17 protein-coding genes and 1 pseudogene are annotated in these 26045 nt (G+C 71.7%); 3 read left to right on the plus strand and 15 right to left on the minus strand.

All coding sequences use genetic code 11. The features are described from left to right. Window positions 1-128: 128 nt before the first annotated feature. The 4 genes from AC5L35_RS26380 to AC5L35_RS26395 form a co-directional block, all read right to left on the minus strand. On the minus strand, window positions 129-1889 hold the full coding sequence (locus AC5L35_RS26380; protein WP_495062399.1) for a branched-chain amino acid ABC transporter permease: 1761 nt from the start codon (window positions 1887-1889) through the stop codon (window positions 129-131). Continuing rightward, window positions 1886-2815, minus strand: coding sequence for a branched-chain amino acid ABC transporter permease (locus AC5L35_RS26385; protein ID WP_495062400.1), 930 nt, complete (start codon window positions 2813-2815; stop codon window positions 1886-1888). The genes AC5L35_RS26380 and AC5L35_RS26385 overlap by 4 nt, the downstream gene beginning before the upstream one ends. An 83-nt stretch (window positions 2816-2898) precedes the next feature. Next, window positions 2899-4134: a branched-chain amino acid ABC transporter substrate-binding protein gene (locus tag AC5L35_RS26390; protein WP_495062401.1), complete on the minus strand. Its 1236-nt coding sequence runs from the start codon at window positions 4132-4134 to the stop codon at window positions 2899-2901. Window positions 4135-4693: 559 nt separating this feature from the next. Continuing rightward, window positions 4694-5296 carry a CGNR zinc finger domain-containing protein gene (locus AC5L35_RS26395; protein ID WP_495062402.1) on the minus strand — a complete coding sequence of 201 codons (603 nt, stop codon included), beginning with the start codon at window positions 5294-5296 and terminating at the stop codon, window positions 4694-4696. Window positions 5297-5596: 300 nt separating this feature from the next. On the opposite strand from AC5L35_RS26395, the gene AC5L35_RS26400 reads away from it, so the two are divergent. After that, the gene (locus AC5L35_RS26400; RefSeq protein ID WP_495062403.1) at window positions 5597-5974 is read left to right on the plus strand and encodes an aldo/keto reductase; all 378 of its coding nucleotides are present in this window, start codon (window positions 5597-5599) and stop codon (window positions 5972-5974) included. A 345-nt stretch (window positions 5975-6319) separates the two neighbouring features. After that, complete coding sequence (locus AC5L35_RS26405) at window positions 6320-6832, plus strand: DUF6924 domain-containing protein (protein ID WP_495062404.1); 513 nt, start codon at window positions 6320-6322, stop codon at window positions 6830-6832. 59 nt (window positions 6833-6891) lie between these two features. Here AC5L35_RS26405 and AC5L35_RS26410 read toward each other — a convergent pair whose 3' ends face one another. Then, window positions 6892-7776, minus strand: coding sequence for a TIGR03620 family F420-dependent LLM class oxidoreductase (locus tag AC5L35_RS26410; protein WP_495062405.1), 885 nt, complete (start codon window positions 7774-7776; stop codon window positions 6892-6894). 23 nt (window positions 7777-7799) lie between these two features. Continuing rightward, a complete protein-coding gene (locus AC5L35_RS26415) occupies window positions 7800-8546 on the minus strand; it encodes an SDR family NAD(P)-dependent oxidoreductase (protein ID WP_495062406.1) in 747 nt (248 codons plus the stop codon). A 184-nt stretch (window positions 8547-8730) separates the two neighbouring features. On the opposite strand from AC5L35_RS26415, the pseudogene AC5L35_RS26420 reads away from it, so the two are divergent. Further along, window positions 8731-8868, plus strand: a pseudogene (locus tag AC5L35_RS26420) (hypothetical protein); the annotation flags it as partial. A gap of 150 nt (window positions 8869-9018) precedes the next feature. Here AC5L35_RS26420 and AC5L35_RS26425 read toward each other — a convergent pair. From AC5L35_RS26425 to AC5L35_RS26465, 9 genes are all read right to left on the minus strand, one after another. Further along, window positions 9019-9174: a hypothetical protein gene (locus tag AC5L35_RS26425; protein ID WP_495062600.1), complete on the minus strand. Its 156-nt coding sequence runs from the start codon at window positions 9172-9174 to the stop codon at window positions 9019-9021. 252 nt (window positions 9175-9426) lie between these two features. Further along, a complete protein-coding gene (locus tag AC5L35_RS26430) occupies window positions 9427-10671 on the minus strand; it encodes a cytochrome P450 (RefSeq protein ID WP_495062407.1) in 1245 nt (414 codons plus the stop codon). Beyond that, a complete protein-coding gene (locus AC5L35_RS26435) occupies window positions 10668-11915 on the minus strand; it encodes a cytochrome P450 (RefSeq protein WP_495062408.1) in 1248 nt (415 codons plus the stop codon). The genes AC5L35_RS26430 and AC5L35_RS26435 overlap by 4 nt, the downstream gene beginning before the upstream one ends. Next, a complete protein-coding gene (locus AC5L35_RS26440) occupies window positions 11912-13279 on the minus strand; it encodes an acetyl-CoA carboxylase biotin carboxylase subunit (protein ID WP_495062409.1) in 1368 nt (455 codons plus the stop codon). Before AC5L35_RS26440 ends, AC5L35_RS26435 begins: the two co-directional genes overlap by 4 nt. Window positions 13280-13286: 7 nt before the next feature. Then, on the minus strand, window positions 13287-13820 hold the full coding sequence (locus AC5L35_RS26445) for an acetyl-CoA carboxylase biotin carboxyl carrier protein (protein ID WP_495062410.1): 534 nt from the start codon (window positions 13818-13820) through the stop codon (window positions 13287-13289). Next, a complete protein-coding gene (accD, locus tag AC5L35_RS26450) occupies window positions 13817-15553 on the minus strand; it encodes an acetyl-CoA carboxylase, carboxyltransferase subunit beta (protein WP_495062411.1) in 1737 nt (578 codons plus the stop codon). The genes AC5L35_RS26445 and accD overlap by 4 nt, the downstream gene beginning before the upstream one ends. Then, complete coding sequence (locus tag AC5L35_RS26455; RefSeq protein WP_495062412.1) at window positions 15550-17145, minus strand: PfaD family polyunsaturated fatty acid/polyketide biosynthesis protein; 1596 nt, start codon at window positions 17143-17145, stop codon at window positions 15550-15552. Before AC5L35_RS26455 ends, accD begins: the two co-directional genes overlap by 4 nt. Further along, the gene (locus AC5L35_RS26460) at window positions 17139-19505 is read right to left on the minus strand and encodes a hotdog family protein (protein WP_495062413.1); all 2367 of its coding nucleotides are present in this window, start codon (window positions 19503-19505) and stop codon (window positions 17139-17141) included. Before AC5L35_RS26460 ends, AC5L35_RS26455 begins: the two co-directional genes overlap by 7 nt. Beyond that, entirely contained in the window at window positions 19502-25933 is a 6432-nt protein-coding gene (locus AC5L35_RS26465) for a beta-ketoacyl synthase N-terminal-like domain-containing protein (protein ID WP_495062414.1), read from the minus strand. The genes AC5L35_RS26460 and AC5L35_RS26465 overlap by 4 nt, the downstream gene beginning before the upstream one ends. Between the last annotated feature and the right edge of the window lie 112 nt (window positions 25934-26045).

Consider the following 26045-nt stretch of genomic DNA (forward strand, 5'->3'; position numbering starts at 1 on the left):
TCTTACCCGCCCCGTTCGGCCCGATCAGGCCGATGATCTCACCCTCGGCGAGACCGAACGACACCTCGTTCAGCGCCGCTAGTCCACCGAATTGCATCGTCAGCCCGGACGCTCGCAGGATCATCGGCTCAGACATCGCCCGTCGCGCGGACCCTGTCCGCTCTGGGACTCGTCGCAGGTTCGGTCTCGGGCACGAGTTCGGCGCGGCGGTGCCGGTCGGGCACCAACCCCTGCGGCCGGAACCGCATGATCAGAATCAGGGCGATCCCGAACAACAACAACCGGTAGTCCGAGAACTCCCGCAGCTTCTCCGGCAACACGAACAGCATCGACGCCCCCACCACCGCACCCGGGATCGTCCCCATCCCCCCCAGAATCACCGCAGCCAGCAACGTCACCGACTCCAGGAACCGGAAACTCTCATACGACACCGTCGCGGTCTTGTGTGCGAAGAACGCCCCCGCGAACCCCGCCAACGTCGCCCCGATCAAGAACGCCAGGATCTTGATCGGACCCGTCCGGATCCCCATCGCCCGGGCCGCGTCCTCATCCTCCCGGATCGCGATCCACGCCCGGCCCAGCCGCGAGTTCTTCAAGTTCGCGAACACCAGCATGACCGCGGCCACGATCAACACGATCAACACGTAGTACAGGACACCCGGCGCCAACCGCAGCCCGCCGATGACCACCGCATCATTGAAATCATTGCCGAACAGCGACACCGGCGGAATGCCCGGGATCGCGTTCGACCCGCCGGTCAACCCACCGATGTTGTTCTGCGCCGACCGCACGAAGATCTCACCGAACGCCAACGTCACGATCGCCAGGTAGTCCCCACGCACCCGCAACGTCGGCGACCCCACGATCGCACCGAAGATCCCCGCCACCACCGCCGAGATCACCATCACCAACGGGAACGGCAACTCGATCCCGACCTGAGACGCCGCAGCGCCCGACAGGTTCGCCGCCACGAACGCCCCGATACCCAGGAACGCGACGTACCCCAGGTCCAGCAGGCCGGCCAGACCCACCACGATGTTCAGCCCGATCGCCGTGGCCGCATACACCCCGATGTTCGCCGACACCGTCAGCCAGTACTCACTACCCGCCCCGGTCAGAGGCAACAGCAACGCAGCGAGCAGCAACACCGCCACGCTGAACACGCGGTGGCGCTCCGACACCGCGCCCACCCAGGTCAGCAGACCCGAGGCGTGCAACGCCCCGAACAGCCCACCGACCGCACCCAGGAACGACAGGAACACCGCACCCGAATAGACGTTCGCCGCGCTGCCCTGCCCACCACTGGTCAACACCGCCGACACCAGCAGAAGCAACAGCCCGTACGTGACCAGCAGGATCGGCCACTCCACCCAGCGGTTGAAGCGCCACTGCCGGACCGGCGCCCGCGTGAGGCCGCTCGCCCTAGCGCCCAGAAGCAGCAGGACCCCGCCGATCAGGGCCGCGACCGGGCCGAGCGCGACAGCCCCGCCCGCTGCGGCGGTGATCGCCCCCAGACCGCCGCCCTCGACGGTGATGTAGAGCCCGTTGACCACCGCGACCGACACCGCGGCCCAGCCGAGTGCCCGCAGGATGCGCCCCCGGCCGGGGACCCTGACCAGCGAGATGACGATCGCAGCGATCCCGAACAGCGCCAGATGCAGCCGGAAACCCGTGACGGCGAAGGGTGCACTGAAGAGCTCGAGCGTCGACCTCTCCGGGTACGGGCCCGCGTTCAGCACGAATGTCGCCCACGGCAACAGCGCGCCGACGAGCGTGAGCAGCCCGCCCGCGATACACAACACCGCGGCAGAACGCGCGAACGGGGGCAACCGACGGGACGAGGGCGCCACCGAGGTCACGGGCTCCGCCGGCTTCTCCGCCGTGGTCATGCCCGCACTCTCTCGGTCTCCCCGAAGAAGCCCTGCGGCCGGAACACCAGCACCGCGATGAGCACCACGAAGATCCACACGTAGTCATACGCCGAGCCGCCGGGAAGGTACTGCCCACCCAACGACTTGATCAATCCGATCACCAACCCGCCGACCATCGCGCCGGGGATGCTCCCGATCCCACCCAACACGGCCGCGGTGAACGCGAAGATCCCGTTCTGGAACCCCATATCGATGTTGATGTTGTTCAGGTAGCCCCCGTACAAGACGCCCCCGACGCCTGCCAGCGCACCGCCCAGCACGAACGTCAACACGATCACCCGGTCCGGGTCGATACCCATGAGCCGGGCCACATCCCGATCCTGCGACGTGGCACGCATCGCCCGACCCGTCCGGGACCGCTCGATGAACAACTGCAGCCCGACCGCCAATGCCAGCGAGACCACGATCAGCAGCATCCCGGAATACTTGATCGGCACGCCGTCAGCGATCGGGATCATCCACGTTCCCGGCACGAAGATGGTCGGGAACGGGATCGCCGATGTCGCTCCCGGGTAGAACACCCGCACCGCCTCCTGCAACGCCACCGAGACACCCAACGCGGTGATCAGCGGCGCCAACCGCGGCGCATGACGCAGAGGCCGATAGGCGAAACGTTCCATCGCCACCGCCACACCCATCGCGACAGCGGCACCGGCGACCAACAAGAGCGGCAACGCCAAGTACCAACGCTGCTGGACGAACGTGGGAAGCAGGTAGGTGAACATCGCCAACCCGCCATAGGCGCCGACCATGAAGATCTCGCCATGAGCGAAGTTGATCAGTTGGATGATGCCGTAGACCATCGTGTAGCCGAGTGCGATCAGTCCGATCAGGGAACCGAGCACCAGTCCGTTGACGATCTGGGACAGCAGCGTGGACAGCAAGCGGATGGTCCCTCCACGAGCGCCGAGGGTGGAGTCGGGCCCCACCCTCGGCACACCAGTTCACCAGTGCCGGCGTGACCTCATCAGTGCGGCTCGGTGAACGTTCCCGTCTGCACTGGCGCGAAGTTGTCCCCTTGCACGGTGTACACCGTGAGCACCTTGTTGGTGGTGTCGCCGTACTGGTCGAACGACACCTTGCCACTGGCGCCGTCGAGATTCGTCTGCTGGACCGCGTCAATCAACTCCTGACGGCGGGAGCTGGTGAAATCTCCATTTTTCACGACCTTCGCCAGGGCGTTGATGATCACGTTCGTGGAGTCGTAGGTCAGCGGTCCGTAGGCACTGTACGAATCGGAGTAGCCCGCTGCCGCGTATGCGTCGGTGAATGCCTTGGCGCTCGGCAGGCTCTCCACCGGTGCTCCGATGCCGGTAGCCAAGTCGCCCTGCCGGCCACCGAGGGTGACGAACTGCTTGTCGGCAATTCCGTCACCACCCATCACCGGAATCGACAGCCCCGCATCAGCGAGCTGCTTCGACAACGGCCCGGCCACGGGGTACTCACCACCGTAGTACACCGCATCCGGGTTCATCGGACGAATCTTGGTGATCACGCTGGAGAAGTCGGCGTCTTTTTCTCCCACCCTCTCCTGGGCAACGACGTCGGCGCCGAGCTGTTTCGCCTCTTTCACGAAGTTCTCCGTGAGTCCGACACCGTAGGTCTTACCGTCGTCGATGACCGCGATCCTCTTCTTGCCCGCCTCCTGCACGAGGTACTGCGCGCCGAACGGCCCCTGCAGCAGGTCCGTGGTGGCCAGCCGGAAGTACGTGGGGAACTGGCGTTTGGGCGCAGTGGCAGCCTGGGGCCCCATCGTCAGTACCGGGTCGGTGTTACCTGCCGACACCTCGACGATGTTCTGCTGCTCAAGGATCGGGGCAACGGACTGCGCGGTCGACGAGTTGTAGGTACCCACCACGGCTGCGATGTTCGGGTCGGAGGCCAGCTCGGTAGCCGCCTGCGCCGCAACCTGCGGAGTTCCCTGATCATCGTCCGGCTGGAACGCCAGCCGATAACCCGGGACCACGCACTTCTCATTCGCCTGACGGACCGCCAGGTCGGCCGAGTTCTTCATCCCCAGACCGATCGCCGACAGCCCGCCGGACAGCGGCGCGATCAAGCCGATGACCAGGGATCCCTTAGAGGTGTCGCACGATGACCCGCCGGCAGCACTGCTACTCGACTGGTTGGTGCCGCACGCCGGAAGCAGCACCACCCCGGCCAAGATCACGCCGGCCCAAACAACCTTTCCGGTTCGCTTCACTCCAGTCGTCTCCAATTCATCTCTTGGCGCAGATCCGCGCACGACGGACAATCCACAGGGGATTTACTTGGGCACGTCCCGGTACGCGCAGGTACAGGGTCCGACCTCGGGAGAGATCGCCGGCACCGCATGAGCAACGACCGGCGCTCGTCGCCACGCCAATCGAAACATACAGTGCGTACCGCTTGAGTCGAAATGTCCACTATCGGAAAGTACAGCGACACTATTTGGCGCACTGCGACGCTATCCGTTCGAGCGCTTATGTCCGAATAGTGCTGCAGTTGAAACTGATCGGTCGGCGCTCAAGTTGCGCGACGGGCGTCGCACGTGGACTTTGCGTCATCGCGAATCCCCGAGCCCGATTATAGTTACCGTGACCGCATGAGACTGTCAAGCCCATGGTCCACTCCGCCCACAAACTCGTTTTCTTCCCGATCTTGCTCACCACTGCTTCGGGGAGGGCAGACCCCGCAGAAAGCGTCGAAGTGGACGTGAGGCGTCCATCGTGCGCAAATTGTGGCGCAAACCGCCTGACCCCTCCGGACTCGCGCTGACGCTTCTACGAGTCCGCAGCCGCCGGCGCGTTGAGTCGCTTCCGGGCGCGGGACGCCCGCAGGTTCGCGGCATTGCCGCAGACACGGACGTCGTGCCAGACCCCACTCCTGTTGCGGGAATGGTCATAAAATGCGACTTTGCAGCGCGGGTTGCGGCAGACCTTGAGCCGCTGCCATGTCCCGTCGAGCTGAGCCAGATGCGCTTGTACCAGCGTCAGGGCAACAGCGCGTTCCCACCCGCTGCCCCGGGGCCGGAGCTCGGTGCGTCCCCCCGGCTCCAACACGACTTCGACGGAGCCGGCCCACCGCCGGCCGACGGCCCCCGAGGCATCCGGATCGCTCGCGTCCACCTCCCGAGCGACTGTCTGCCGCAGTTGGTCACGCAGCTCGCGCAGGGACCGCAGGCCTGCTCGGTCCGCCTGGAGTCCGGTGAGGTCAAGCGCTGCCAACGCGGGCACCGACTCGACCCAGGCGGCAGCGGACTCACCGGCGCCCAGCAGGTCGGGTTCGGGCGTCTTTCCACCGGCGAAGGTGTTGAGCAGCTCCTGGACCAGCCCAGCACCCTCCGGACCGGGATCAACGCCGTACCTGCTGCTTGCGGACGCCACGCAGGGAGTCTAGCCAACGACAGAGATGTCACGCCCATGCCTAGGTCGCTTACGTCACGCCGCAAGGACCGGTCATGAACGGCGTGCTCAAGGGGAGGGACGCTGTACCGGCCACGGCGAGTACCACGAGGAGGAGTACGCCGCCGTGGTCGCGGGACGCCCGGTCAAGGCGACTGCCACGATGAACCTCGACGCCGAGGGCACGTTCGACGCCGTCGTCGTGCCTCATCGCCGGGTCGACCATCGGCGCGGCGGATCCCGACCGCTTCCACCGGCCCGGAGGCCGGACCTACGCCGAGCGTGCTCATCCTCCACCAGGCGCTGCCGAGCCGCTTCGACCTGACGATCGACGCGTATCGCGCCCTCCAGAAGCTGCTCGAGGACGGCCGGGTGCGAGCGATCGGCGTGTCCAACTTCATGACCGATCACATCGACGAGCTGCTGAAGATCACCAGCGTCGTGCCCGCGGTCAACCTGATCGACGTGCACCCGTACTTCTCGCAGCCCGAGGTCCGCGCTACCGACGCCGAGCACGGAATCCTCTCCGAGGCCTGGTCCCCCATCGGCGGCATCACCTTCTACCGCCAGGGCCGGCACACCAGCAGCCTCGAGGACCCCACCATGGCCGACATCGCCGAAGCCCACGGCAAGATCCCGGCCCAGGTGATGCTGCGCTGACACCTGCAGGAGGGCGCTCCGCGATCCCGAAGTCGACCAAGCCGAGCCGGATCGCCGAGAACTTCGACGTCTTCGACGTCGACCTCACCGCGGACGAGCTGGCCGCCATCGACGCCCTCGACCCGGGCGTGCGCGGGGGCCCCGAGCCGGACGCGGTCACCCTCGAGACCTTCGGCCGGGAGATCCCGGAAGCCTGAGGGGTCCACAGGCCGCTGCCGGTCAGGACGACGTCGTAGCCGTCGACGACCGGCAGCGGGTTCGCGATCGGCGGGCAGGCGTCTGCCTGCTGCTCCCGCATGTTGCGGGCCACCGTGTCCTCGTAGTCGTCCGAGTACGGCGATGCCCATGCGGTGTCGAGTCACCCTCGGTGACCACGGCTACTGTGCCGCCGTGACTTCTCCCGACCCTGCACCGCCCCGTCCGCTGCGGTCTCCCGGGTGCGCACTTCTCATACGTACCGACTTCAGCGACGAGCGATCCTGGGAAGCCTTGTGCGCCGGCGTCCGGACTCCGTCGGAGGACGATTTCCTGGCCGTTGTCGACATCGTCGACGACGAGGCATACCGGGATCTGACCGCAGCCCAGCTCCGTGACCTGGTCCCGGAACCGTTCGACGGCCCCGCCTTCTTCTTCGTCGCCGACGCGGATGCACTGGCTGCAACCGGGCATCCCCTCCTAGTCGTGCCGGTGCCCTACCGCGAGCCCGAGTACGCCTTCCTGAACGAGGTACCGCGAGCCGAGTTCCGGGTGGTGGTCACCCACCTGTGGTCGGTGGAGAACAACCTGTCCCTGGCGAACCTCGACTGGGCCAACTTCGCCGACAACGTGTCCGCGGACGGGGTGTTCCACGGCTTCTAGCGTCCACACCGAATCCACCATGCCACGGCGACCTCAGCCTTGGCCCACGTCGACGCGGTTCAGCCGGTCAGCACAGCCAGTTCACGCCATTCTGGCAGGGGCAGGTCAGAACCGGCGCCCAGCACATGCAAACAGACGTGATCGGCGCCGGCTTCGTGGTGTGCACGCACGCGGTTTCCGATGTCCTCCAGATCACCCCACGCCACGACTGCGTCGATGAGCCGGTCGCTGCCGCCATCGGCCAGGTCCTCCTCGGTGAACCCCTGGCGGCGCAGGTTCCGGGCGTAGCTGTCCATGGAGAGAAACATGCCAAGGAAATTCCGGGCGGCGGCGCGCGCCTTGTCCGGGTCACGTTCCAGCACGACTGCCTGATAGGGGGCGAGGAGCGGGCCGTTCCCGAGCTGGTCCCTGGCCTTGGCCGAGTATTCCGGGGTGACCATGAAGGGATGAACACCGGCCGCGCGCTGTGCTGCCAGCTCCAGCATTTTGGGGCCGAGGGCAGCGATGACGCGTTCTTCTGCACGCACCGGAGAGGGAGCCTGGTCGAGCTCGTCGAGGTAGGCACCCATGTCAGACAGCGGTCGGTAGGCGTGTCCTGCGCTCTGCGCGGCAGCCGGATCGCTGACGCCGAATCCAAGGATCAGACGTCGGTCATACCTTTCCTGCAGCTGTTCGTTTCCGGCTGCCATTTCGGCGGCCCGGTGCCGCCAGATGCTCAGCACTCCGACCGCGACTTTCGTGTTCCGGGTGGCCTGCAGCAACCGCTCCGAGTCGTCGAGGATCTCCCCGCCGCCCAGGCCCGGGATCCACAATGCACCCCACCCCAGGTCATCGAGCTCGGCCGCCGCATCTGTGATCTGCCCCGGATCCGCCATCCGCAGCTCGATGCTCCAAATTCCGGTTCGCCCCAAGTTCATGACATCCACCCCGTCCGTGCTCGTCATAGTTTTGATCACGCCGAATGGGACTATGCGCCGTATCCGCCGTCGATCCTCAGCACCGCGCCAGTGACGTACGAGGCCTGCGGGCTCGCGAGGAAGACGACGCCCGCAGCGAGCTCCTCCGGCCTGCCGTAGCGCCCCATCGCGGTGGTCGGGAGGAACGCCGCTGCGTACGGGCCGTCGGCGGGGTTCATCGCGGTGTCCACGAATCCGGCCTGGACGACGTTGACCGTGATGCCCCGGTGGGCCAGGTCACGTGCAGCGCCCCGGCTGTAGCCCTCGAGCGCCGACTTGGCTCCGGCGTAGTCGGTCATCCCGGAGAAGCCCACCCGCGTTCCCACGCCCGAGCTGATGCTGACGATCCGTCCGCCCTCGGGAAGCAGCGGGAACGCCGCCCTGATCGCGGCCACAACGCTGGTGTAGTTGATGGCGAGCTGGCGGTCGAAGGCTGCCTCGTCGGCGAGCTCGCTGTCGATCGGGGCGGCGACGGTCACAGCGGCGTTGTTGACCAGGATGTCCAGCTTCCCGAAGTGCTCCACCACGCGATGGATGAGGCCCGCCGCCTGCACCGGGTCCGCCTGGTCGGCCTGGAACGCCGCCGTGCGCACTCCCCTGGCCTCCAGGTCGGCAACCACGGCCTTGGCCTGATCCGCCGAGGACGAGTAGCTGATCGCGACGTCGGCTCCCTCGTCGGCCAATGCCCGCGCCGACGCCGCCCCGATACCCCGCGACCCGCCGGTCACGATCGCTACCTTGTTGTCCAGCTTTCCCATGTGCTTCCCATTTCCAGAGGTGCAGCTTTGCCGCAGGGGTGAACGTGGAGTGCGGTACCGGCACCGGTGGTCCCCACGCGCCGGGAGCGGGACGAGCCTGGGGTACCCGCCCGCGGAGTTCTTGACCGCTCGGTACACGATACCCATGGTGGACCGATCGGTCAAGAACCCGTATCCCGGCCAGATGGCGCAGGGCGGCACCGCTCCCCCGATCCGAGGTGTCGACGAGGCCGGTTTGCGGCTGACTCGCCGCGAGACGCGAGTGGTCGAGCTGGCCGCCGAGGGGTTGACCAATGCTCAGATCGACGGGCAGCTGACGATCTCGGTGCGTACCGGGGATCGGTGCAGTGCTTCGGGCAGCGCTGATCTGGTCGGCCGTCGCGGGCCGCGATCTCTGTCAGTGGTCAGTTCGTTCTCTCCGCCGGCGGCAGCGTGGCCTTCATCAGTCGCCCGCCAGCGATGGACGCGGGTGTCAGTCGAGGGACAGCCCCGCGGCCGGAGTCACCCGGGCAGCCCGGCGTCCCGGCAGAACAGCGGCGAGCAGTCCGGCCAGGGCGGCGATGAGGACGACGGCGCCGGGTGACGGCCAGGAGATCTGCATGGTGGCGCGGGTGAGGCCGCGCCGCACGACCGTCGCGTAGGCGACCCAGGCGAAGCCGACGCCGAGCAGCGTGGCACCACCGACAGCAGCGCCGCCTCGGCCGCCAGCATCCGCCGCAGCTTCCTGCGGGTGAGCCCGAGCGCGCGCAGTAGCGCGTGTTCGCCGGAACCCTCACCCTCACCCTCACCCTCACCCTCACCCCCCGGGCCGAGGGAGGGCTCCGCGTCACGGTGCACCTACCCGCCGCGCCACCACACACCGGCGGCTGACGACGGCATGTCAGCCGTCGACCACCACCGGCAGCGCCCGCAGGCCCCGGTGGATCAGGCTGGGTAGGTAGTCGGGCGGTACATCCTCCGTGAGCGCGAGGCCCGGCACGCGTCGCAGCAGGCCGCCGATCGCGGCGTCCGCCTCCACCCGGGCGAGCGGGGCGCCGACGCAGAAATGCAGCCCGAGACTGAAGCCGAGGTGCCGGCGCGCCGGGCGCGGTCCGTGGAAGCGGGTGATGTCGAACCGGTCCGGGTTGGTGTAGACCGCGCCGTCCCGGCCCGCTGACGCGGTCACGACGACCACTCCGTCGCCGCGGGCGAACGAGCGTCCTGCGACGTCGGTGTCGGCGAGGGCCACGCGGATCGTGAACTGGGTCGGGGCGTCGTAGCGCAGCGCCTCGTCGATCGTGGACGCCATCAGCTCGGGCCGGGCCCGCAGCAGTGCCTGCTGGTCGGGGTGGCGCAGCAGCGCGAGCACCGCGTTGCCGACGAGATTGATCGACGTCTCCATGCCCGCGACCAGGAGCAGCAGGCAGATGCCCACCAGCTCCGGCTCGGTGAGGGTGTCGCCGCGCTCCTCCACCCGGATGAGCTCGCTGAGCAGGTCGTCCGCCGGCTCGGTGCGGCGCCGCGCCACGAGGCGTTGGAAGTAGCCGGCGCACTCACGCGCGGCGAGGCCCCGCGCGACCACGGCCCCCGGCGGAAGCAGCTCGTCCGGATCCGTTCCCCGTGCGATGGCGAGCTCCCACTCGCGCAGAACGGGCCGGTCGGCCTCCGGCACACCGAGCACGCGCCCGCCGATCATCGCGAGGGCGAGCGGGACGGCCAGGTCGTTGATGACGTCGAGCCGTCCGGTGCTGCGGGCCTGCTCCAAGGCCGTGTCGAGCAGCTCGTCGACGACCCGCTCGACGAGCGGTGTCAGCGTCGCGACGGTGCGGGGAGTGAACGCCTTGTTGACCAGCGCGCGGAACCGCGTGTGATCCGGCGGGTCCATCCGCACGAACGAGCCCGGGATGAGCGCGCCCTGCTCGCGGAAGGGGCTGATACCGGCCGCGTACCCGTGGCCCCAGTCCGGGCTCTGCAACACCGCGGCGCACTCCTCGTACCGGGTGAACACGGTGACCGGGACGTCCCCGAGCAGCAGCGGGCACGCGGGCGTGGCCTCCCGGACGCGCGCGTAGCTCGGGTAGGGATCGGCGTGGTGCTGCGGCTCGAACGCGTCGAACTCGACGAGGGCCTTCGTCGGCGGGGTCATCGGGGGTCTCCGTTCGTGAGGCGCACGGGCAGCTCGGCCATGCCACGCACGACGAGGTTGGGGCGGTACGGCGGGTCGTCGACGAGGAGGTCGATGCCGGCGACACGGGCCGCGACGGCGCGCAGCACGACCTCCATCTCGAGCCGGGCCAGCGAGGCGCCGATGCAGTAGTGCAGGCCGAGACCGAAGGCCAGGTGCCGGTTCGGGCGAGGACGCGCGGCGTAGCGGGTGAGGGACAGCTCGGCCGCACCGGGGAACGCGTCGGGGTCACGGTTGGCCGAGCCGATCAGCACGATGACGGCGTCGCCGGGCGCGAACGTCCGTCCGGCCACGGTCACCTCGGCCCGCGCGGTGCGGGTGGTGAGGTGTACCGGAGGGTCGAAGCGCAGCACCTCGTCGACGGCGGGGACGGCGAGCCGGGGATCGCGGCGCAGCAGCGCGAGCTGGTCGGGGCGGCGCAGCAGGGCGAGCATGCCGTTGCCGATGAGGTTGACGGTGGTCTCGTGGCCTGCCACCACGAGAATGAGCAGGGTTCCGAGCATCTCCTGCGGCGAGAGCACGTCCCCGTCGGCCTCGACCTGCGCCAGAGCGGTGATCAGGTCCTCGCGTGGGTGCGCTCGGCGCTGGGCGACCAGCTCGCCGAAGAACGCGGCGAAGTCGTGCACCGCGGTGGTGCGGGCGGCGAGCTCCTCGGGAGAGAGCAGTGCGTCCGGGTCGAGCCCGCGGGCGATGCCTGCCGACATGCGCCGGACGTCGGCGTGCGCGTCCGCGGGCACACCCAGCAGGTCGCACACCATCGTCAGCGGAAGCGGGTAGGCCAGCGACTCGATGAGGTCGGTCTCGCCGGCCGCCAGAGCGGTGCCGAGCAGGCGGTCGACGATCCGCTCGGCGTGGACGCGCATGCCCTCGATCCGGCGTGGGGTGAACGCGGCGCTCACCAGCCGGCGCAGCCGGGTGTGGTCCGGTGGCTCCATCCAGAGGAACGACCCGGGCAGCTCGACGTCGCTCGCCGGATGCAGCAGGTCGGGCTCCTCGGCGTGGCTCCAGGCGGGGTCCTGCAGGATCGCGTCGCAGTCGGCGTACCGGGTGACGAGCTGGGTGCCGAGCGGTCCGGGAACGAACGGGCCCGCGGCGCGCAGCACCTCGTAGGCGCGGTACGGGTCGCGCCGCGTGGACGGCGCGAAGGCGTCGAGCACCGCCTGTTCGACGACACTCGGTCCGCTGGGCGCGGAGGTCGTGGTCATGCCGGGCTCCGTTCGTTGGCTGGGACGCGCATGCGGTCGAGCAGTGCGGTGTCGTGCTCTCCGGCGGCGAACTCGGGGTGGGCCAGCACCGAGCGCAGGAACGCCGTGGTGGTGGCCAACCGGTCACCGGTGATGTGCAGCTCGGCCAGCGCGCGGTCCATGCGGCGCAGGGCGGCATCGCGGTCCTCGCCCCAGACCACCACCTTCGCCAGCAGCGAGTCGTAGTCGGGCGGGATCCGGTAGCCGGCAGACACGTGGGTGTCGACGCGGACGAACGGGCCGCCCGGAGGTTCGAACTGTTCCACGACGGCCGGGGTGGGTGCGAAGTCGCGCTCGGGATCCTCCGCGTTGATCCGGCACTCGACCGCGGCTCCCCACAGCCGCACGTCGTCCTGGTGGTAGCCCAACGGCTCGCCTGCGGCGATGCGGAGCTGTTCGGCCACCAGGTCCAGCCCGGTGACCATCTCCGTGACCGGGTGCTCGACCTGCAACCGGCAGTTGACCTCCATGAAGGAGAACTGCCCCTGCCCGTCGACCAGGAACTCCACGGTGCCCGCACCCACGTACCCGGCCGAGAGCACGCCGCGGACCGCCGCCTCCCCCATCGCACGGACCGTCGCGGCCGGCAGGCCCGGCGCCGGAGTCTCCTCCACGAGCTTCTGGTGGCGCCGCTGCACCGAGCAGTCCCGAGCGCCGAGGTGCACGCCTGCGCCGTACGCGTCGCACAGCACCTGCACCTCCACGTGCCGCGCGGAGTCCAGGTAGCGCTCCACGTAGACACGCGAGTCGCCGAACACGGCCTTCGCCCCGGCCCGGGTGCGGCGGTAGGTGTCCGGGAAGGCGGCGCTGTCACGCACGACGGCCATGCCGCGCCCACCGCCGCCGGCCGCAGCCTTGATGATCACGGGATACCCGATCTCCTCCGCGAGCGCAGCGGCGTCGCCGGGATCGTCCAGTGCTTCGGCACTGCCCGGGAGCAGCGGCAGGCCGGCCGCGACCATTGCCGCCCTCGCCAGTGCCTTGTCGCCGAGCCGCTCCATGACCGCGGCGGGCGGCCCGACGAACGTGATCCCCTCGGCGGCACACACCTCGGCGAGATCCGGGTTCTCCGAGAGGAACCCGTAGCCTGGGTGGATCATGTCGGCCCCGGTCATCCGGGCGGCCTCGATGATCGCCGGGATGTGGTTGTAGCTGCGTCGCGCCGGGCCCGGCCCGATGCAGACGGCGCGGTCGGCGTAGCGCACGGCAGCCGAGCCCGCGTCCGCGGTCGAGTAGACCGCGACCGTCCGGAGCCCCAGCTCACGACAGGTGCGCAGCACCCGCAGCGCGATCTCGCCGCGATTCGCCACCAGCACCGTGGTCACGACGACCTCACGACGTCTCGAGCACGAACAGCGGCTGCCCGAACTCCACGGCTTCGGCGTCGGCACCCAGCACCGCCGCCACCCGCCCGCCCCGGTCGGCCTGAACCGGGATCATCAACTTCATCGCCTCGATGATCGCCACCTGCTGCCCGGACTCCACGGCATCGCCCTCCTGCACGAACGGGGCCGCGCCCGGCTCGGGTGAGCGGTAGAAGACGCCCACGGTCGGCGCGGTGATGTGATGCCCGACCGGGGCCGCCCGCGGGGCCGTGCCGTTGTGTGCGGGCTCGGGCGGAGGGTCGGGCGCCGGTAGCGGGGCAGGCGCCGGCGGCGGGGGCGATCCGGTGACGGCAGGCCGGGCAGTGATCTCGCCCGCCGGCCACCCGAGCTCGACCACGACACCTGCCACCTCCACCCGAACCCGCGACGGCGGCTGTGGCCCGGACGCGGCGAGCGCCACCGCGTGCTCCCGCAGCACCGTCAGGACGGACCCCAGGTCGCCGCCGGGACGCCCGCCCGGAACGTCCACCGTGGTGGTCATGCGGAGTCCCGCCGGACAGGTTCCGCGGCGGCCGGACGGGCGGAGCCGAACGCGCGGAAGCGGGCGTGGCGCCGTTCGATCCGTTCGGCGGTGGTCAGCGCGGTCAGCGGCGGCAGCGTCTCGCGCAGGACATCGGAGAGGATCTGCGCCGCGGTGACGTGGTCGCCGTGGTCCGCCTCGGGCACCACCCCTTCGACGATGCCCAGGCGCAGCAACGAGCGGGCGTCCACCCGCAGCGCGGCAGCCGCCCGCGGAGCCGCTGCGGCGTCCTTCCACAGGATCGAGGCGCAGCCCTCCGGCGTGATCACCGAGTAGACGGCATCCGCGCACATGAGAACGACGTCGGCGACGGCGAGCGCGAGCGCCCCGCCGCTACCGCCCTCCCCGGTGACCACGGCGACCACCGGCACGGGCAGGCCCGACAGCAACCGCAGGTTCTCCGCGATCGCGACGGCCTGGCCCTGCTCCTCGGCCGCGACGCCCGGGAAGGCGCCTGCCGTGTCGACGAGGGTGACCAGCGGCAGCCCGAGCTTCGCGGCGAGCCGCATCACGCGGGCGGCCTTGCGGTACCCGGCCGGCGTCGGCATCCCGAAGTTGCGACGGGCCAGCTCGGCCGCCGTCCGGCCCTTCTGCGTACCGGCGAGCGCGACCGGGGTCCCGTCCAGCAGGCCCAGCCCGCAGACCATCGCGGGGCAGTCGGCAGCCCTGCGGTCGCCGTGCAGCTCGGTGAAGTCGTCGAGAAGCAACGCCGCGTAGTCCAGCGTGGTGGGCCGGCCGAGACGGCGGGCAGCACGCACGGCCTCCCACGGATGCCGCTCGGACAGCATGTCGGGGTCACGGACCAACGGGGATCGCAGCGGCGACGCGCCGCCGGCCGCTGCTGCGGGTCGCGCCGCGACGCGGAGAAGCCTGCCGAGCACGGTGCGCAGCTCGGCCCGCGGCGCGATCCGGTCGACGATCCCGTGCTCCAGCAGGTACTCCGCGGTCTGGAAGCCCGCGGGCAACGTCTCCCCGATCGTCTGCGCGATCACCCGCGGCCCAGCGAACCCGAGTCGGGCGCCGGGTTCCGCCACGATCACGTCGCAGAGCGTCGCGAACGACGCGGCCACCCCGCCGAACGTCGGGTCCGTCACGAGGGAGACGGTCAGCACCCCGGCCTCGTCGAGCTGCCGCAGCGCCTGGCTGGTCTTGGCCATCTGCATCAGGGCGACTACGCCCTCCTGCATCCGCGCCCCGCCGGACGCGCTGACGAGCAGCAGCGGGGTCCGTTCGGCCAGCGCCACCTCGCAGGCGAGAGTGATCGCCTCACCGACGGCCGCGCCGAGGCTCCCGCCCAGGAACCGGAAGTCCATCACCGCGACGACCACCGGCCTGTCCTCGATCCGGCCGCGCGCGCACAGCACGCCCTCGGCGAGGCCGGTGCGACGCCGGGCGTCGCGCAGCCGGTCCGGGTAGGGCCGGGAGTCGACGAAGCCGAGCGGGTCGGCGTCGGGCACGGCGATGTCGAGCAGGTCGGTGCTGCCGTCGTCGAGGAGCTGGGCGAGGCGTTGCGGTGCTGTCAATGGGGTGTGGTGCCCGCACTCGGGGCAGACCCCGGAGCCGCGGTTCATGCGCTTGAGATAGACCATCGCCGCGCAGCCCGGGCAGACCGTCCAGTCGACGGGGCTGCCCAGTGGCGCGCCGGGAGACGCGGTCCGGGCCACGAGTGCGGGATCCGGGAGGGTCTGGGTCATCGGGGGCCTTCCTCGGAGGGGCGGTAGGTCGAGCAGCGCGCCGGCAGGGAGACCCCGCTGGAGCGCAAGGCCGCCAGGCGGGACTGGTACGCCGCGCCGCGCATGATGTGGTGCGCGAGTGCGGTGACGGTGCGGCGCGGCACCGGTTCGAGCGGAGTGCCACGCAGCCAGGCGTTGCAGGCGCCCATCGCGGCGCCGCACCACACCTGGTAGTCCGCGACCCGGTCGGGGACCCCCGCGGCGGCCCACCCGGAGGAGAGGCCGAGGTACCAGCGGAAGACCAGGGCCATCCGCCGCTTGGGGTGGCCTTCGGCCCGGGCGATCTGGTCGGGGTCGCGCTCGGCGAAGTAGGCCACGGTGTCGGCCCACACCTCGTCGAGCCCGCGGCGGAAGATCGTGCGCTCGAGGTTCGCGCGTTCGTCGGCGGGGATGTCCTCGATGCCGTCGTGGCGGCGGTAGAGCTCGAAGAGCCGCCGCGCGCGGGCCGGGAACATCGTCCCGCGCCGCAGCACCTGCACGTCGACACCCAGCTCGAACATGTCCGACGACGGCGCCATGTCGCAGTCGGTGACCCCGGCCGCGCCGAGCAGATCCTTCACCGCGGACGACTGGCCCGACTCGACGCAGGCCTGGTTCACCGAACCCGTGACCACGTAGTCCGCGCCCATCGCGAAGGCCGCCGCGGCCGCGGTGGGGGTGCCGATGCCGCCCGCCGCGCCCACGCGGACCAGGAATCCGTGCTCGACGCAGATCGCGTCCCGTACCCGCAGGATCTCCCCGAGCAGCACGGGCATCGGGCGACGGTCGGTGTGCCCACCGGAGTCGGCCTCTGCGGTGACGTCGTCGGCCATCGGGACACGCGCGGCCAGCCGCGCCTGCTCGGCGGTGATCCTGCGGCCCTCGACGAGCCCACGCAGCAGCGGCTCCGGCGCGGGACGCAGGAACAGCTCGGCCACCTCGGCGCGGGAGACCTTGGCGATCACCCGGTGGCCGATGCGTGGCCTGCCGTCCGGGCCGGCGGTGAGCCCGAGAGCGCGGTACCGGACCACCTCCGGGGTCAGCTCCAGGAACGCCGACGCCTCGACGCAGCGCACGCCGTGGCGCAGGCAGAGGTCGACGGTCGAGCGCTCCATGGCCGGCTCGCTGGGGCTGTGGATGAGGTTGCAGGCGAACGGTCCGCCCGCAGCCTCCCGGGCGATCCACGCCAGGCCGGCATCCACCTTCGCCGCCACCAGGCCCGCGGCCCCGAACGAGCCGAGCACACCGCGGCGGGCGAGCGTCGCGACCATCTCCGGCGAGGCCAGCCCGTGCGCCATCGCGCCGGCCTGGTAGGCCAGCTCGACGCCGTGGTCGTGCCGGAAACTCGCGGCCCCGAGCTGTCGTGGCGGCAGTGGGGGCACGGCGGCGAGCACCACCGACCCGGTTCTGCGTGCGACGCCGCCGTCGCCGGTCAGCCCCAGCCCCGTGGCGTCGCGGATGACGTACACGGGCTGGTCGAGGTCGGCGAGCACCCCGTACGCGGCGTCGGGCGTCCTGGCGAGCCTGTCGTCGCGGCTCAGCGTGGCGATGTCGAGCACGGTCGGCGTCACCACGGCTGGGCTCCCCTCTCGCGGGCCTCGGCGGCGATACCGCTGAGTTCGTAGATCCGCAGGCCCGGTTTCCACAGGCTCGCGTCGGCGATCACGCGGACGCGGCCGGGTCGGCGCTGCACCTCGCGGACGTGCACCTCGAGGGTCATCGCGCCGTCGCCGGCGAGTATCTGACCGCGGTAGCGCCAGGTCAGCTCGACGGCGGCGGGCACGACGAACTCCGGGTCGGTGAGACCCGCGGTGGCACCGGTGTCGAGGAGCCACTGCTGCAGCGCCTGCACCACGGCCTCGATGCCGAGCGAGCCGGGCATGACGGGGTCGAGATGGAAGTGCCGGGCGAAGAACCAGTCCTTTTCCTCGACAGGTCGTACGGCGCGCAGATAACCGGCGCCGTGCCGCCCGCCGCCGTCGACGACCTCTATCCGGTCCACCAGGTGCAGCGGCCCGGACGCACCGGTGTCGACGTCGACGACCCGAACCGGGGTTCCCGGCCGTTCCTCCAGCCAGTTCGGCACCGACGCGCCGTTGTCCAGACCGGTCTGGTTGGCCAGCGCGGTGGCGGTGAAGAAACCGAACAGCGACTGCCCGGAGTAGAAGGGGTCGACGGCGTCGCGATCCTCACCGTCGAGCCACAGCGCATAGCGGAATCCCTGCAGGACGGCGCCGCTGAGCACCGTGGTGCTCAGCAGCGTCGAGCGCTGCCGGATCGTGCGTCCCCGCAGGTCCACCTCCCGGTGGAGGGTGGCGGAGCCGTCGAGGTTGCGGAGGCTGTAGTCCTGCTCGGGATCGACGAGCGTGGCCCCGAGGTGGTAGCCGAGCAGCAACGCCGACTGCAGCGAGGTCTCCATCAGCACGACGTTCGGGACGGCCGGGCTCGGCGCCGCGCCGTAGTACCAGGCGTCCGCAGGCGAGTCGAACTCCGTCTCGCCGATCGCGCCACCGGAGAGGTCGCCACGGGTTCCCTGCACGGCCATCACCCGGCCGACCAGCCGCAGCCCGCCCGCGGGCGGGCGAGTGGCGCGGCGCTGGGCGTAGCGGGTGAACTCGGGGCCCAGTGCCGGACCGAGGTCGCCCACCGAGGCGGTGGCGAGCGCCAGCTCGTCGACGATGGCGAGGTCGCCGGTGATCCCGCGCCGCACGGGGCGCGCCGGCGGCTGACCGCCGCTCCGGGTGCCCAGCGGGACGCCGGGCGCCTCCCGGACGACGATCGTCAGTCCGCTCACGCGGGCGAGCACCCGCTCACCGGCCCGGATCTCGGCGTCCAGCCGCAGCCACGGGCGCGGCACCAGATCTGCCCCGGTGATCTCGGCGACGATCTCCGCCTCGAGAACTCCGATCGTGTCGAACAGCTCGACCCCGCACGTGCCGACGGGCTGGAACCGCGGTTCCGGTACACACAGCTGCAGCCCCAGCCACAGCGCGAGCACCGAACCGGCCTGCCAGGCCACGGCCAGCACGTCGGTGTCCCCGGCCGGCACCGCGCAGGCTCCACGTAGGACACCGACCCCGACCGGACCACCCGGCCGCAGCTCGGTGACCGCGCGCAGCGACCCGGGCGCGAGCAGGGGGGCCTGCTGGTCGTGACGCGCGCCGAAGACCACCCCGGCTCGTCCTGCGGTGAGCTGTTCGATCTCCGCCGGCCCGAGGTGGCCGACCGGGGTCGCGGCGAGCGGCTCCAGCGCGCCCTCCGGGCGGAAGGTGGCCGGGGCCGCCGCCACGGCGGGCGCGGGCGCCGCGGCAGCGGGGACGGTCGGTCCCGCCACCCGCAGCACCGGCCGCTCTCCTGCCCGTACGACCGCCCCGAAGGGTGTTCCGCTGCCGTCGCCACTCACCAGCACCTGCTCGCCATTGCGGGGCAGATCGCCGTCCCAGGTCAGGGTGAGGCGCAGCGTCCCGCCGGCCCGCGGACCGTCACCGAACCGCGCCGCGACGGCTGCGAGCAGCGCTGCCGGGGTCCACTCCCCCGAACCCGGGGAGGGCGAGGCGACAGCGGACGGCGCTTCCGTGCGACCGTCCACTGTGGTGGGACCGGTCCGAACCGGGTCAGCAGGCGAGGGTGGGGTGGCCGAGGTGGCCTGCCCGAGAGCGGCGAGCGCCCGCTCCTGCCACCGGACCTGGACGTCCATGGCCGCCCGGTGAGCGCCGAGCAGCTCGGCCCGCAGCTCGGCCACGATCCCGGCGGCGAGCGCGGCCGGATCGTGAGTGGCCCGGTCGTGAGTGCTCAGGGCGGAGGTGGTCAGCTCGGGCGCCTCCTGAGGGGTGCGGCCGTCCGCCTCCTGCGGATGGGGAGCCACCGGCTGCAGAGCGGCGAGGGCGTCGAACGGCCTGCCGTCGAAGCTCAGGACGTCCAGCTCCGCGGTCATCGCCCTGCCTCCCCGGTCGCACGCCGCTGCACGGCTTCGGTGAACTTCGCCCGCATCTCGGGAGTGCTGACGGCCGTGATGTCGCTCCAGCGCTGCAGCACCGTCCCGTCGGCTCCGTGTGCCGTGACATCGACGGTCACGCCGCCCGTCCCGGGCCGGAGGTCGTCCACGACGAGGACGAACGGGGTGTCCGCCGGCAGTGGCGCGTACAGGTCGACCCGGCCCACCGACAGCGGCAGGCAGCCCGCGTCGAGGTACCAGACCCCGAGGACACAGGCCGCCTGCAGCACGACGTCGCCGAGCACCGGGCTGTGCCGGGCCGACGCCCAGCCGCCGTCGTCGAGTGGCGTGTCGGGCAGGCGGCACTCCGCGACGAGCCGCGTGGGGGTGCGCTCGACCAGCCGCCGGACGCCCTGCAGCAGCGGGCCGTGGAACAGGTCGGCGGCGGCGTACACGTCGAGCCCGTCCTCGGGTCCCTCGCCGAGCCGCCACCTCGGCGGCTCCTCCGGCGGTGCCGGGCTCGGCGACGGCGGGGCGAGCACGACCGTCGCACCGAAGTGCGGTTGCGGGCGGCCGTCCGGCCCCGCGCTGCGCACCGCCGCGCGGACCACGACCCGTCCGTCGTCGACCCGCCCGGCGTCGAGGTGCAGCTCCAGCTCGGCCGGCTCGGTGCCGTCGAGCACGATCCCGCGGTGCACCTCCACGTCACGGCAGCCGACGGCGACCAGGTCGCGGTGCCGCTGCTCCACACCGCGCAACATCCAGCCGAGGGCAGCGGCGACCGGCAGCACGGGGTGGGCGCCGACCCGGTGGTCGCCCACCACGGGATCACGGGTCAGCGGGAAGACATCGCGGCGCAGGACCGCCGCTCCGGCGCCCCGCAGGTCGGCGGGGGCGAGCGCCCCCGCCGGGCCGACGAGCACGCTGCGCTGCGCCGCCCGGGTGGTGGCGAACTGCTCGACGAACGCGGCCGCACCGGTGGCGGCATCCAGCAGCGCGACACCGCGGGCAGCGAAGATCTCCTTGAGCTCGGGGGTGACCATCCCGCCGTCCCATGCGCCCCAGTGCACGCACGTGACGTGTCGTCCCTCGGTCACGAGTGCGGCCGCGACGCGGTCGAGCGCCTCGTTGGCCGCGGCGTAGTCGGCCTGCCCCGGGTTACCCAGCACCCCGGCGACCGATCCGAAGAGCAGCACGTGCCGCGGCGGGCCGCCCAGCGCCGCGAGGACCGCGCGCAGACCGGTCAGCTTCGGCGCGAGGACGGAGCGCACGGCGCCCGGCGTCTTGGCGGGCAGCGCGGCATCGGCAAGTGCGCCGGCCCCATGCACGAGACCGGTGACGCGTGCGGCGTCGGCACCCAGTGCGGTGCGCACGGCGTCGGCGTCGGTGACGTCCGCGGTGAGGTAGCGGGCCGTGCCACCGGCCGCGCGGATGTCGTCGAGGGTCGCCCGGACCTCCCGCCCGGCCCGCACCGCCGCTACCCGCTGTTCGACGTCGCGGGGGGAGAAGGCTCCCTCGGCCGCACGGAGGTCGGCGATGAGGGCCGGCTTCAGCCCCGCGTCGGGAACGCCGGCTGCCCACTCCGGATCCGTGTCAACGAGCGGGGTGCGACCGAGCAACAGGAACTCCGCCCGGCTGCGGGCGGCGAGCGCGACGGCGCACCGTGCGGTGACGCCCCGGGCCCCGCCGGTGACCAGCAGGACGTCGGCGGCATCGACGGCCGGTGCCGCCGGGTCGGCGCCTGCGGGTTCCCGGTCGGCGAGGACCGGTGCCCAGCGACCGCGAGCGGCGTCCACGCCGACCTCGGGGAGCATCGCGGGGTCGTGGAGCTCGGCGAGAAGGACGTCGGTCAGCGCGGCGTCGTCCAGATCGGGGTCGACGTCCACTGCGCGGGCGAACACGCCGGGTGCTTCCCTGGCCAGGGTCTTGACCAGGCCCGTCACGCCACCGAGCGGCGCGTCGTCCGGGGTGGCCCGGCCGCGGTGGCCGAGGCCGCCGTCGAGCCGGGTCAGCGTGACGAACGCGGCGCGCGTGCCCGCTTCCGCAGTGTGCGCGAGCGCGGTGGTGACGCCCGCGGCGACGAGCACGGCGTCCGCGAGCGCGCACTCGGCGGCGGCGCCGCCGGCGAGGATCACCAGGCACGCGTCGAGGCGTCCCGCGCCGGCCGCGGCGGCGACGGCTGACACCGTGGCGTCCCCGTCCCAGCCTGCCCAGCTGTCTGCGCGCGGGCGCGTCACGCGGCGGACGGTCCAGCCCCGCTGCTCGAGCGCTGCAGTGAGGTGGGCGGGTGCGGGACCCCCGATCTCGACGACGAGCGCGCCGGGCGCGTCACCGTAGGCGCGGTCGAGCCGGTCGGGTACCGGTAGCGGGACCAGCGTGATCTCGGCCCGGCGCTGGCGAGCTTCCACCTGCGGCACCTCGACCGCAGGCGCGATGCCGACATCCGGCGGCTCGCCGTCGGGACGGGCGACAGGCGCAGCGAGCGCGCCGCCGGACGGAGCCAGGACGCCGACGATGTCGTCGACCGACCGCAGCTCCGCGAGCTGCTCCGGACCCACCGACGCCACACCCGGCACCCGCTCGGCCACCGCACCCAGGATCTGCACCCGCTTGATCGAGTCGATCCCCAGATCCGCTTCCAGATCCATCCCCGGATCGACCATCTCCGCCGGATAGCCCGTCTTCTCCGCCACCACCTGCAGCAGCGCGGCCCGGACTCCTGCTGCGTCCACACCGGGTACCGGGGCGGTCGGCAGCGCCGCGCCCGCCAGGACACCGACGATGTCGTCCACCGACCGCAGCTCCGCGAGCTGCTCCGGACCCACCGACGCCACACCCGGCACCCGCTCGGCCACCGCACCCAGGATCTGCACCCGCTTGATCGAGTCGATCCCCAGATCCGCTTCCAGATCCATCCCCGGATCGACCATCTCGACCGGATAGCCCGTCTTCTCCGCCACCACCTCCAACAGCGCGGCCCGGACCACGCTGCCGTCCACAGCGGACGGCTCCGGGGTGGGCGGGGGGCTGAACGCGTCGGCGTCGAAACCTGCGGACTCTCGGGTGGGCGTTGCGGGGGCGGTGTGGCCGTTGGACGAGGGAGCACCGCTCGGGAGGGCGGGCGCCGCGCCGGGGGCGGCGCCGAGGGTCCCGGCCACAGTGCCCGGGGACGCGCTGTGACCGAACGCAGGGGCGGACGAGCCACCGTCGAGTGCGGCCAGGGAGGCGAGCACCTCGTTGGCCCGGACGTGGCCGCGGCTGATCGACACCGCCGCGTCCGTCACCGCTTCGACGGCGTCGCGCACACCGGGGTCGAGGGTGCTGCCGGCCGGCTGCCGACGCAGGACGTCGACCAACCCCTCGGTGATCCGGAGCTGGCTGTCGAGGTAGTGCGTGTGCAGGTCCATGTGGGCGGCCAGGTCGGGCCGGTCGGGTGGGGTCGGGAGAACCGTACCGGCCGCGTTCGCCACCCCCGGAACCATGACCGACGCGGGTACTGCCGCGCCGTTCTCCGACGGGGTGGCGGCCGGCGCGGCCGGAACCGGGTCGGCCGTTGCCGGGCCGCTCACCCGGTACCCGTCCCGCAACGCGGCCCGGTAGACCTCGGTGCGCACGGCGGGCCGGTGGGTCGTGCCGGTCAGGCTCACCGTCATGCCCTGGGGGGCCACCTCGTCGAACGTGTCCGCGGCGTACCGGTTCAGCCCGGTCAGCGGGGCCCCGAGCACCGCGAGCTGGACGGCGGCGCCCAGCAGGGCGGCGGCGGAGTCGCCGGACGGACCGGCGTCGGTCGGGATCGACACCACCTCGCGGTTGCCGAGCCCGCGCCGCACCAGCCCCGTGAGCACCTGTTTCGGTCCGAACTCGACGAAGGCGGTCACCCCGTCCGCTGCCAGCGCGTGCAGCCCGGCGGCGAACTCGACCGGGCGGCGCAGTTGCTCGGCGAGGACCGCACGGTTGGCCTCGGGGTCGGCGCCGTAGACCGCGCCCGCGGTGTTGCTCACCAGGGTCCCGGCCGGGCGCCCGATCACGACGTCGGCGAGTGCGGCGCGGAACGCCTCGACCGCGTGCCCGACGGCGTCGGTGTGGAAGGCGGCCGCCACCGGGAGCAGCCGTGCGGCGGGACCCCGCGATGCGAGCGCATCGAGCAGGGCGGTCACCGCGGCCGTCGAACCGCCGACGACGACCTGGTCGGGAGCGTTGTCGTTGCAGACCGTGACCCCGGGGTGCTCGGCCAGGAGGGCTTCGACCTCGGCGCGGCCGGCCGACACCGCCGCCATCGCACCGGGGTCGTAGCCCGTGCGGTCGGCCGGTGGGGCCATCGCCCTGCCGCGGGCGCGGGCGAGTCGGAAGAAGTCCTCGCCGGCGACGGCGCCTGCCGCCCAGAGCGCGGTGAGCTCACCGAAGCTGTGCCCGAGGAACGCATCGCAGCGCAGGCCCAGCTCGTGCAGGACGCGGAACTGGCCTGCGGCGAGCGCGCCGATCGCGGGCTGCGCGTACTCGGTGCGCCGCAACGACGACTCCCGCTCCTCGGTGCGGGCCACGGGATCGGCAGCGAACGTCGGCGGCGGGAACACGACGGCGGCGAGGGTCTCCTCGGCGTCGCCGAACTCGGCGTTGGCGGCATCGAACGCCGCCCCGACCGGGGGGAGATCGCACGCGGCGCGCAGTCCCATGTCGACGTACTGGCTGCCCTGTCCGGCGAACAGCGCCGCGACCTTCAGGTCGCCGAGCGCACCGCGCCGGTAGTGGATGCCACGCGCGTGCGACCATGCCTCCGCCTCCTGCGACGCGGCCAGGGTGTCGGCGGAGAGCGAGCGCAGCAGCGCGGCATCGTCGTCGGTGACCGAGACGAAGCCGATCCGAGCGTGGTCGGGCGGCACCGGGCCGTCCATCGGCGGGGTGTCCCCGCGGAGCAGGGTGAGCAGCGCGTCGGGCGAGGGCGCGTGCCAGAGGTGGGCGCGGGCTGTGCGGTGCATCGTGCGCGCGGCCTCGCGGCCGGTGTCGGCCTCCTCGAGCACGACGTGGAAGTTGATCCCGCCGAACCCCATGGCGGAGGCGGCGGCCCGGCGCTGCGGGCGGCGCGGGTCACGGATCCACGGGCGGGTCCGGGTGTTGATGTAGAGCGGGCTCGCCGCATCGAGCGCCCGGTTCGGGGTCTCGACGTTGATCGTCGGTGGCAGCACCTTGTGGTGCAGCCCCAGCGCGAGCTTCATCAGGCTGGCCGTACCCGCGGCACCCTTGGTGTGCCCGATCTGCGACTTGACGCTGCCGATCGCGGCGTAGCCTGCCTCGCCGGTGGCCGCGCCCAGCACGGAGCCCAGCGCGGTGAGCTCGGTCCGGTCACCCACCGCGGTGCCCGTGGCGTGACCCTCGAAGAGCTCGACGGTCGCCGGCGAGCAGTCGGCGTCGGCGTACGCGCGCCGCAGTGCGAGCTCCTGGCCGGACGCACGCGGGGCGTAGATGCTCCCGTAACGGCCGTCGCTCGACGAGCCGATTCCGCGGACGACGGCGTAGACGCGGTCACCGTCACGGCGGGCGTCGGCGAGCCGCTTGACCGCCAGCATCCCGATGCCCTCGCCGACCAGCGTGCCGTCCGCGGTGTCGTCGAAGGGTTTGATCCGCCCCGACCTCGACAGGGCCTGGGTGCGGGAGAAGCACATGAAGCCGAAGATCGTGTTCTCGGTGTCGCAGCCACCGACGATCATGAGGTCGGCCCTGCCGTCGACGAGCTCGCTCGCCGCGAGCCGCAGCGCCGACAGCGAGCTGGCGCAGGCGGTGTCGACCGCACAGTTCATCCCGCCGAGGTCCAGGCGGTTGGCGATGCGGCCCGCCGTGACGTTGCCCAGCAGGCCGGGGAAGGTGTTCTCCTCCCACGGCGGGAACGCGAGGAGGTACTTCTCGGCAATGGCCTCCGCATCCGCGTCGGTGAGACCGCAGCTGCGCACGACCTCCTTGAGCACCGGTGTCTCCAGGCGCGCCGCCATCGGGTGGGTCAGGGGCATCGGCCCGGTGACGCCGAGAACCACACCGGTACGGACGGGGTCGTACCAGTCCGAGCCGGGCGCGCCGGCGTCGCGGAGCACGTCTCGCGCAACGATGAGGCTGAGCAGCTGGACGGTGGTCGTCACCTCGAGCTGGTTCGGCGGCATCCCGAACTCACCCGGCGAGAACTCCGTCGGGGGCAGGAAACCGCCGCGGGTGCAGTAGGTGGTGTCGGGCCGCGACGGGTCCGTCGAAGGCTCCGGATCGTAGTAGTCCTCGGGACGCCAGTGCGTGTGCGGGACCTCGGATGTGCAGTCGGCCGCGTCGACGATGTTCTGCCAGTACTCACGATAGTTCCGGGCCATCGGGAACAGTCCCGCCATACCCACGATGGCAAGGGGCTCGGCGGCCAGCTTGCGTTCCGTCCGTGCGCTCGCGTCGTTCACTGGAACCTCTCTGCTGCACTTCTCGACAAGACGCGGTGCATTTTCATGAATCTTCGAACGGCAGTAGTGACGACGTCGGCACCGGAGTTTCTGCCGGCCGGTGGAGGGCCTT

It is taken from the genome of Pseudonocardia sp. OZ21, from assembly GCF_059359135.1.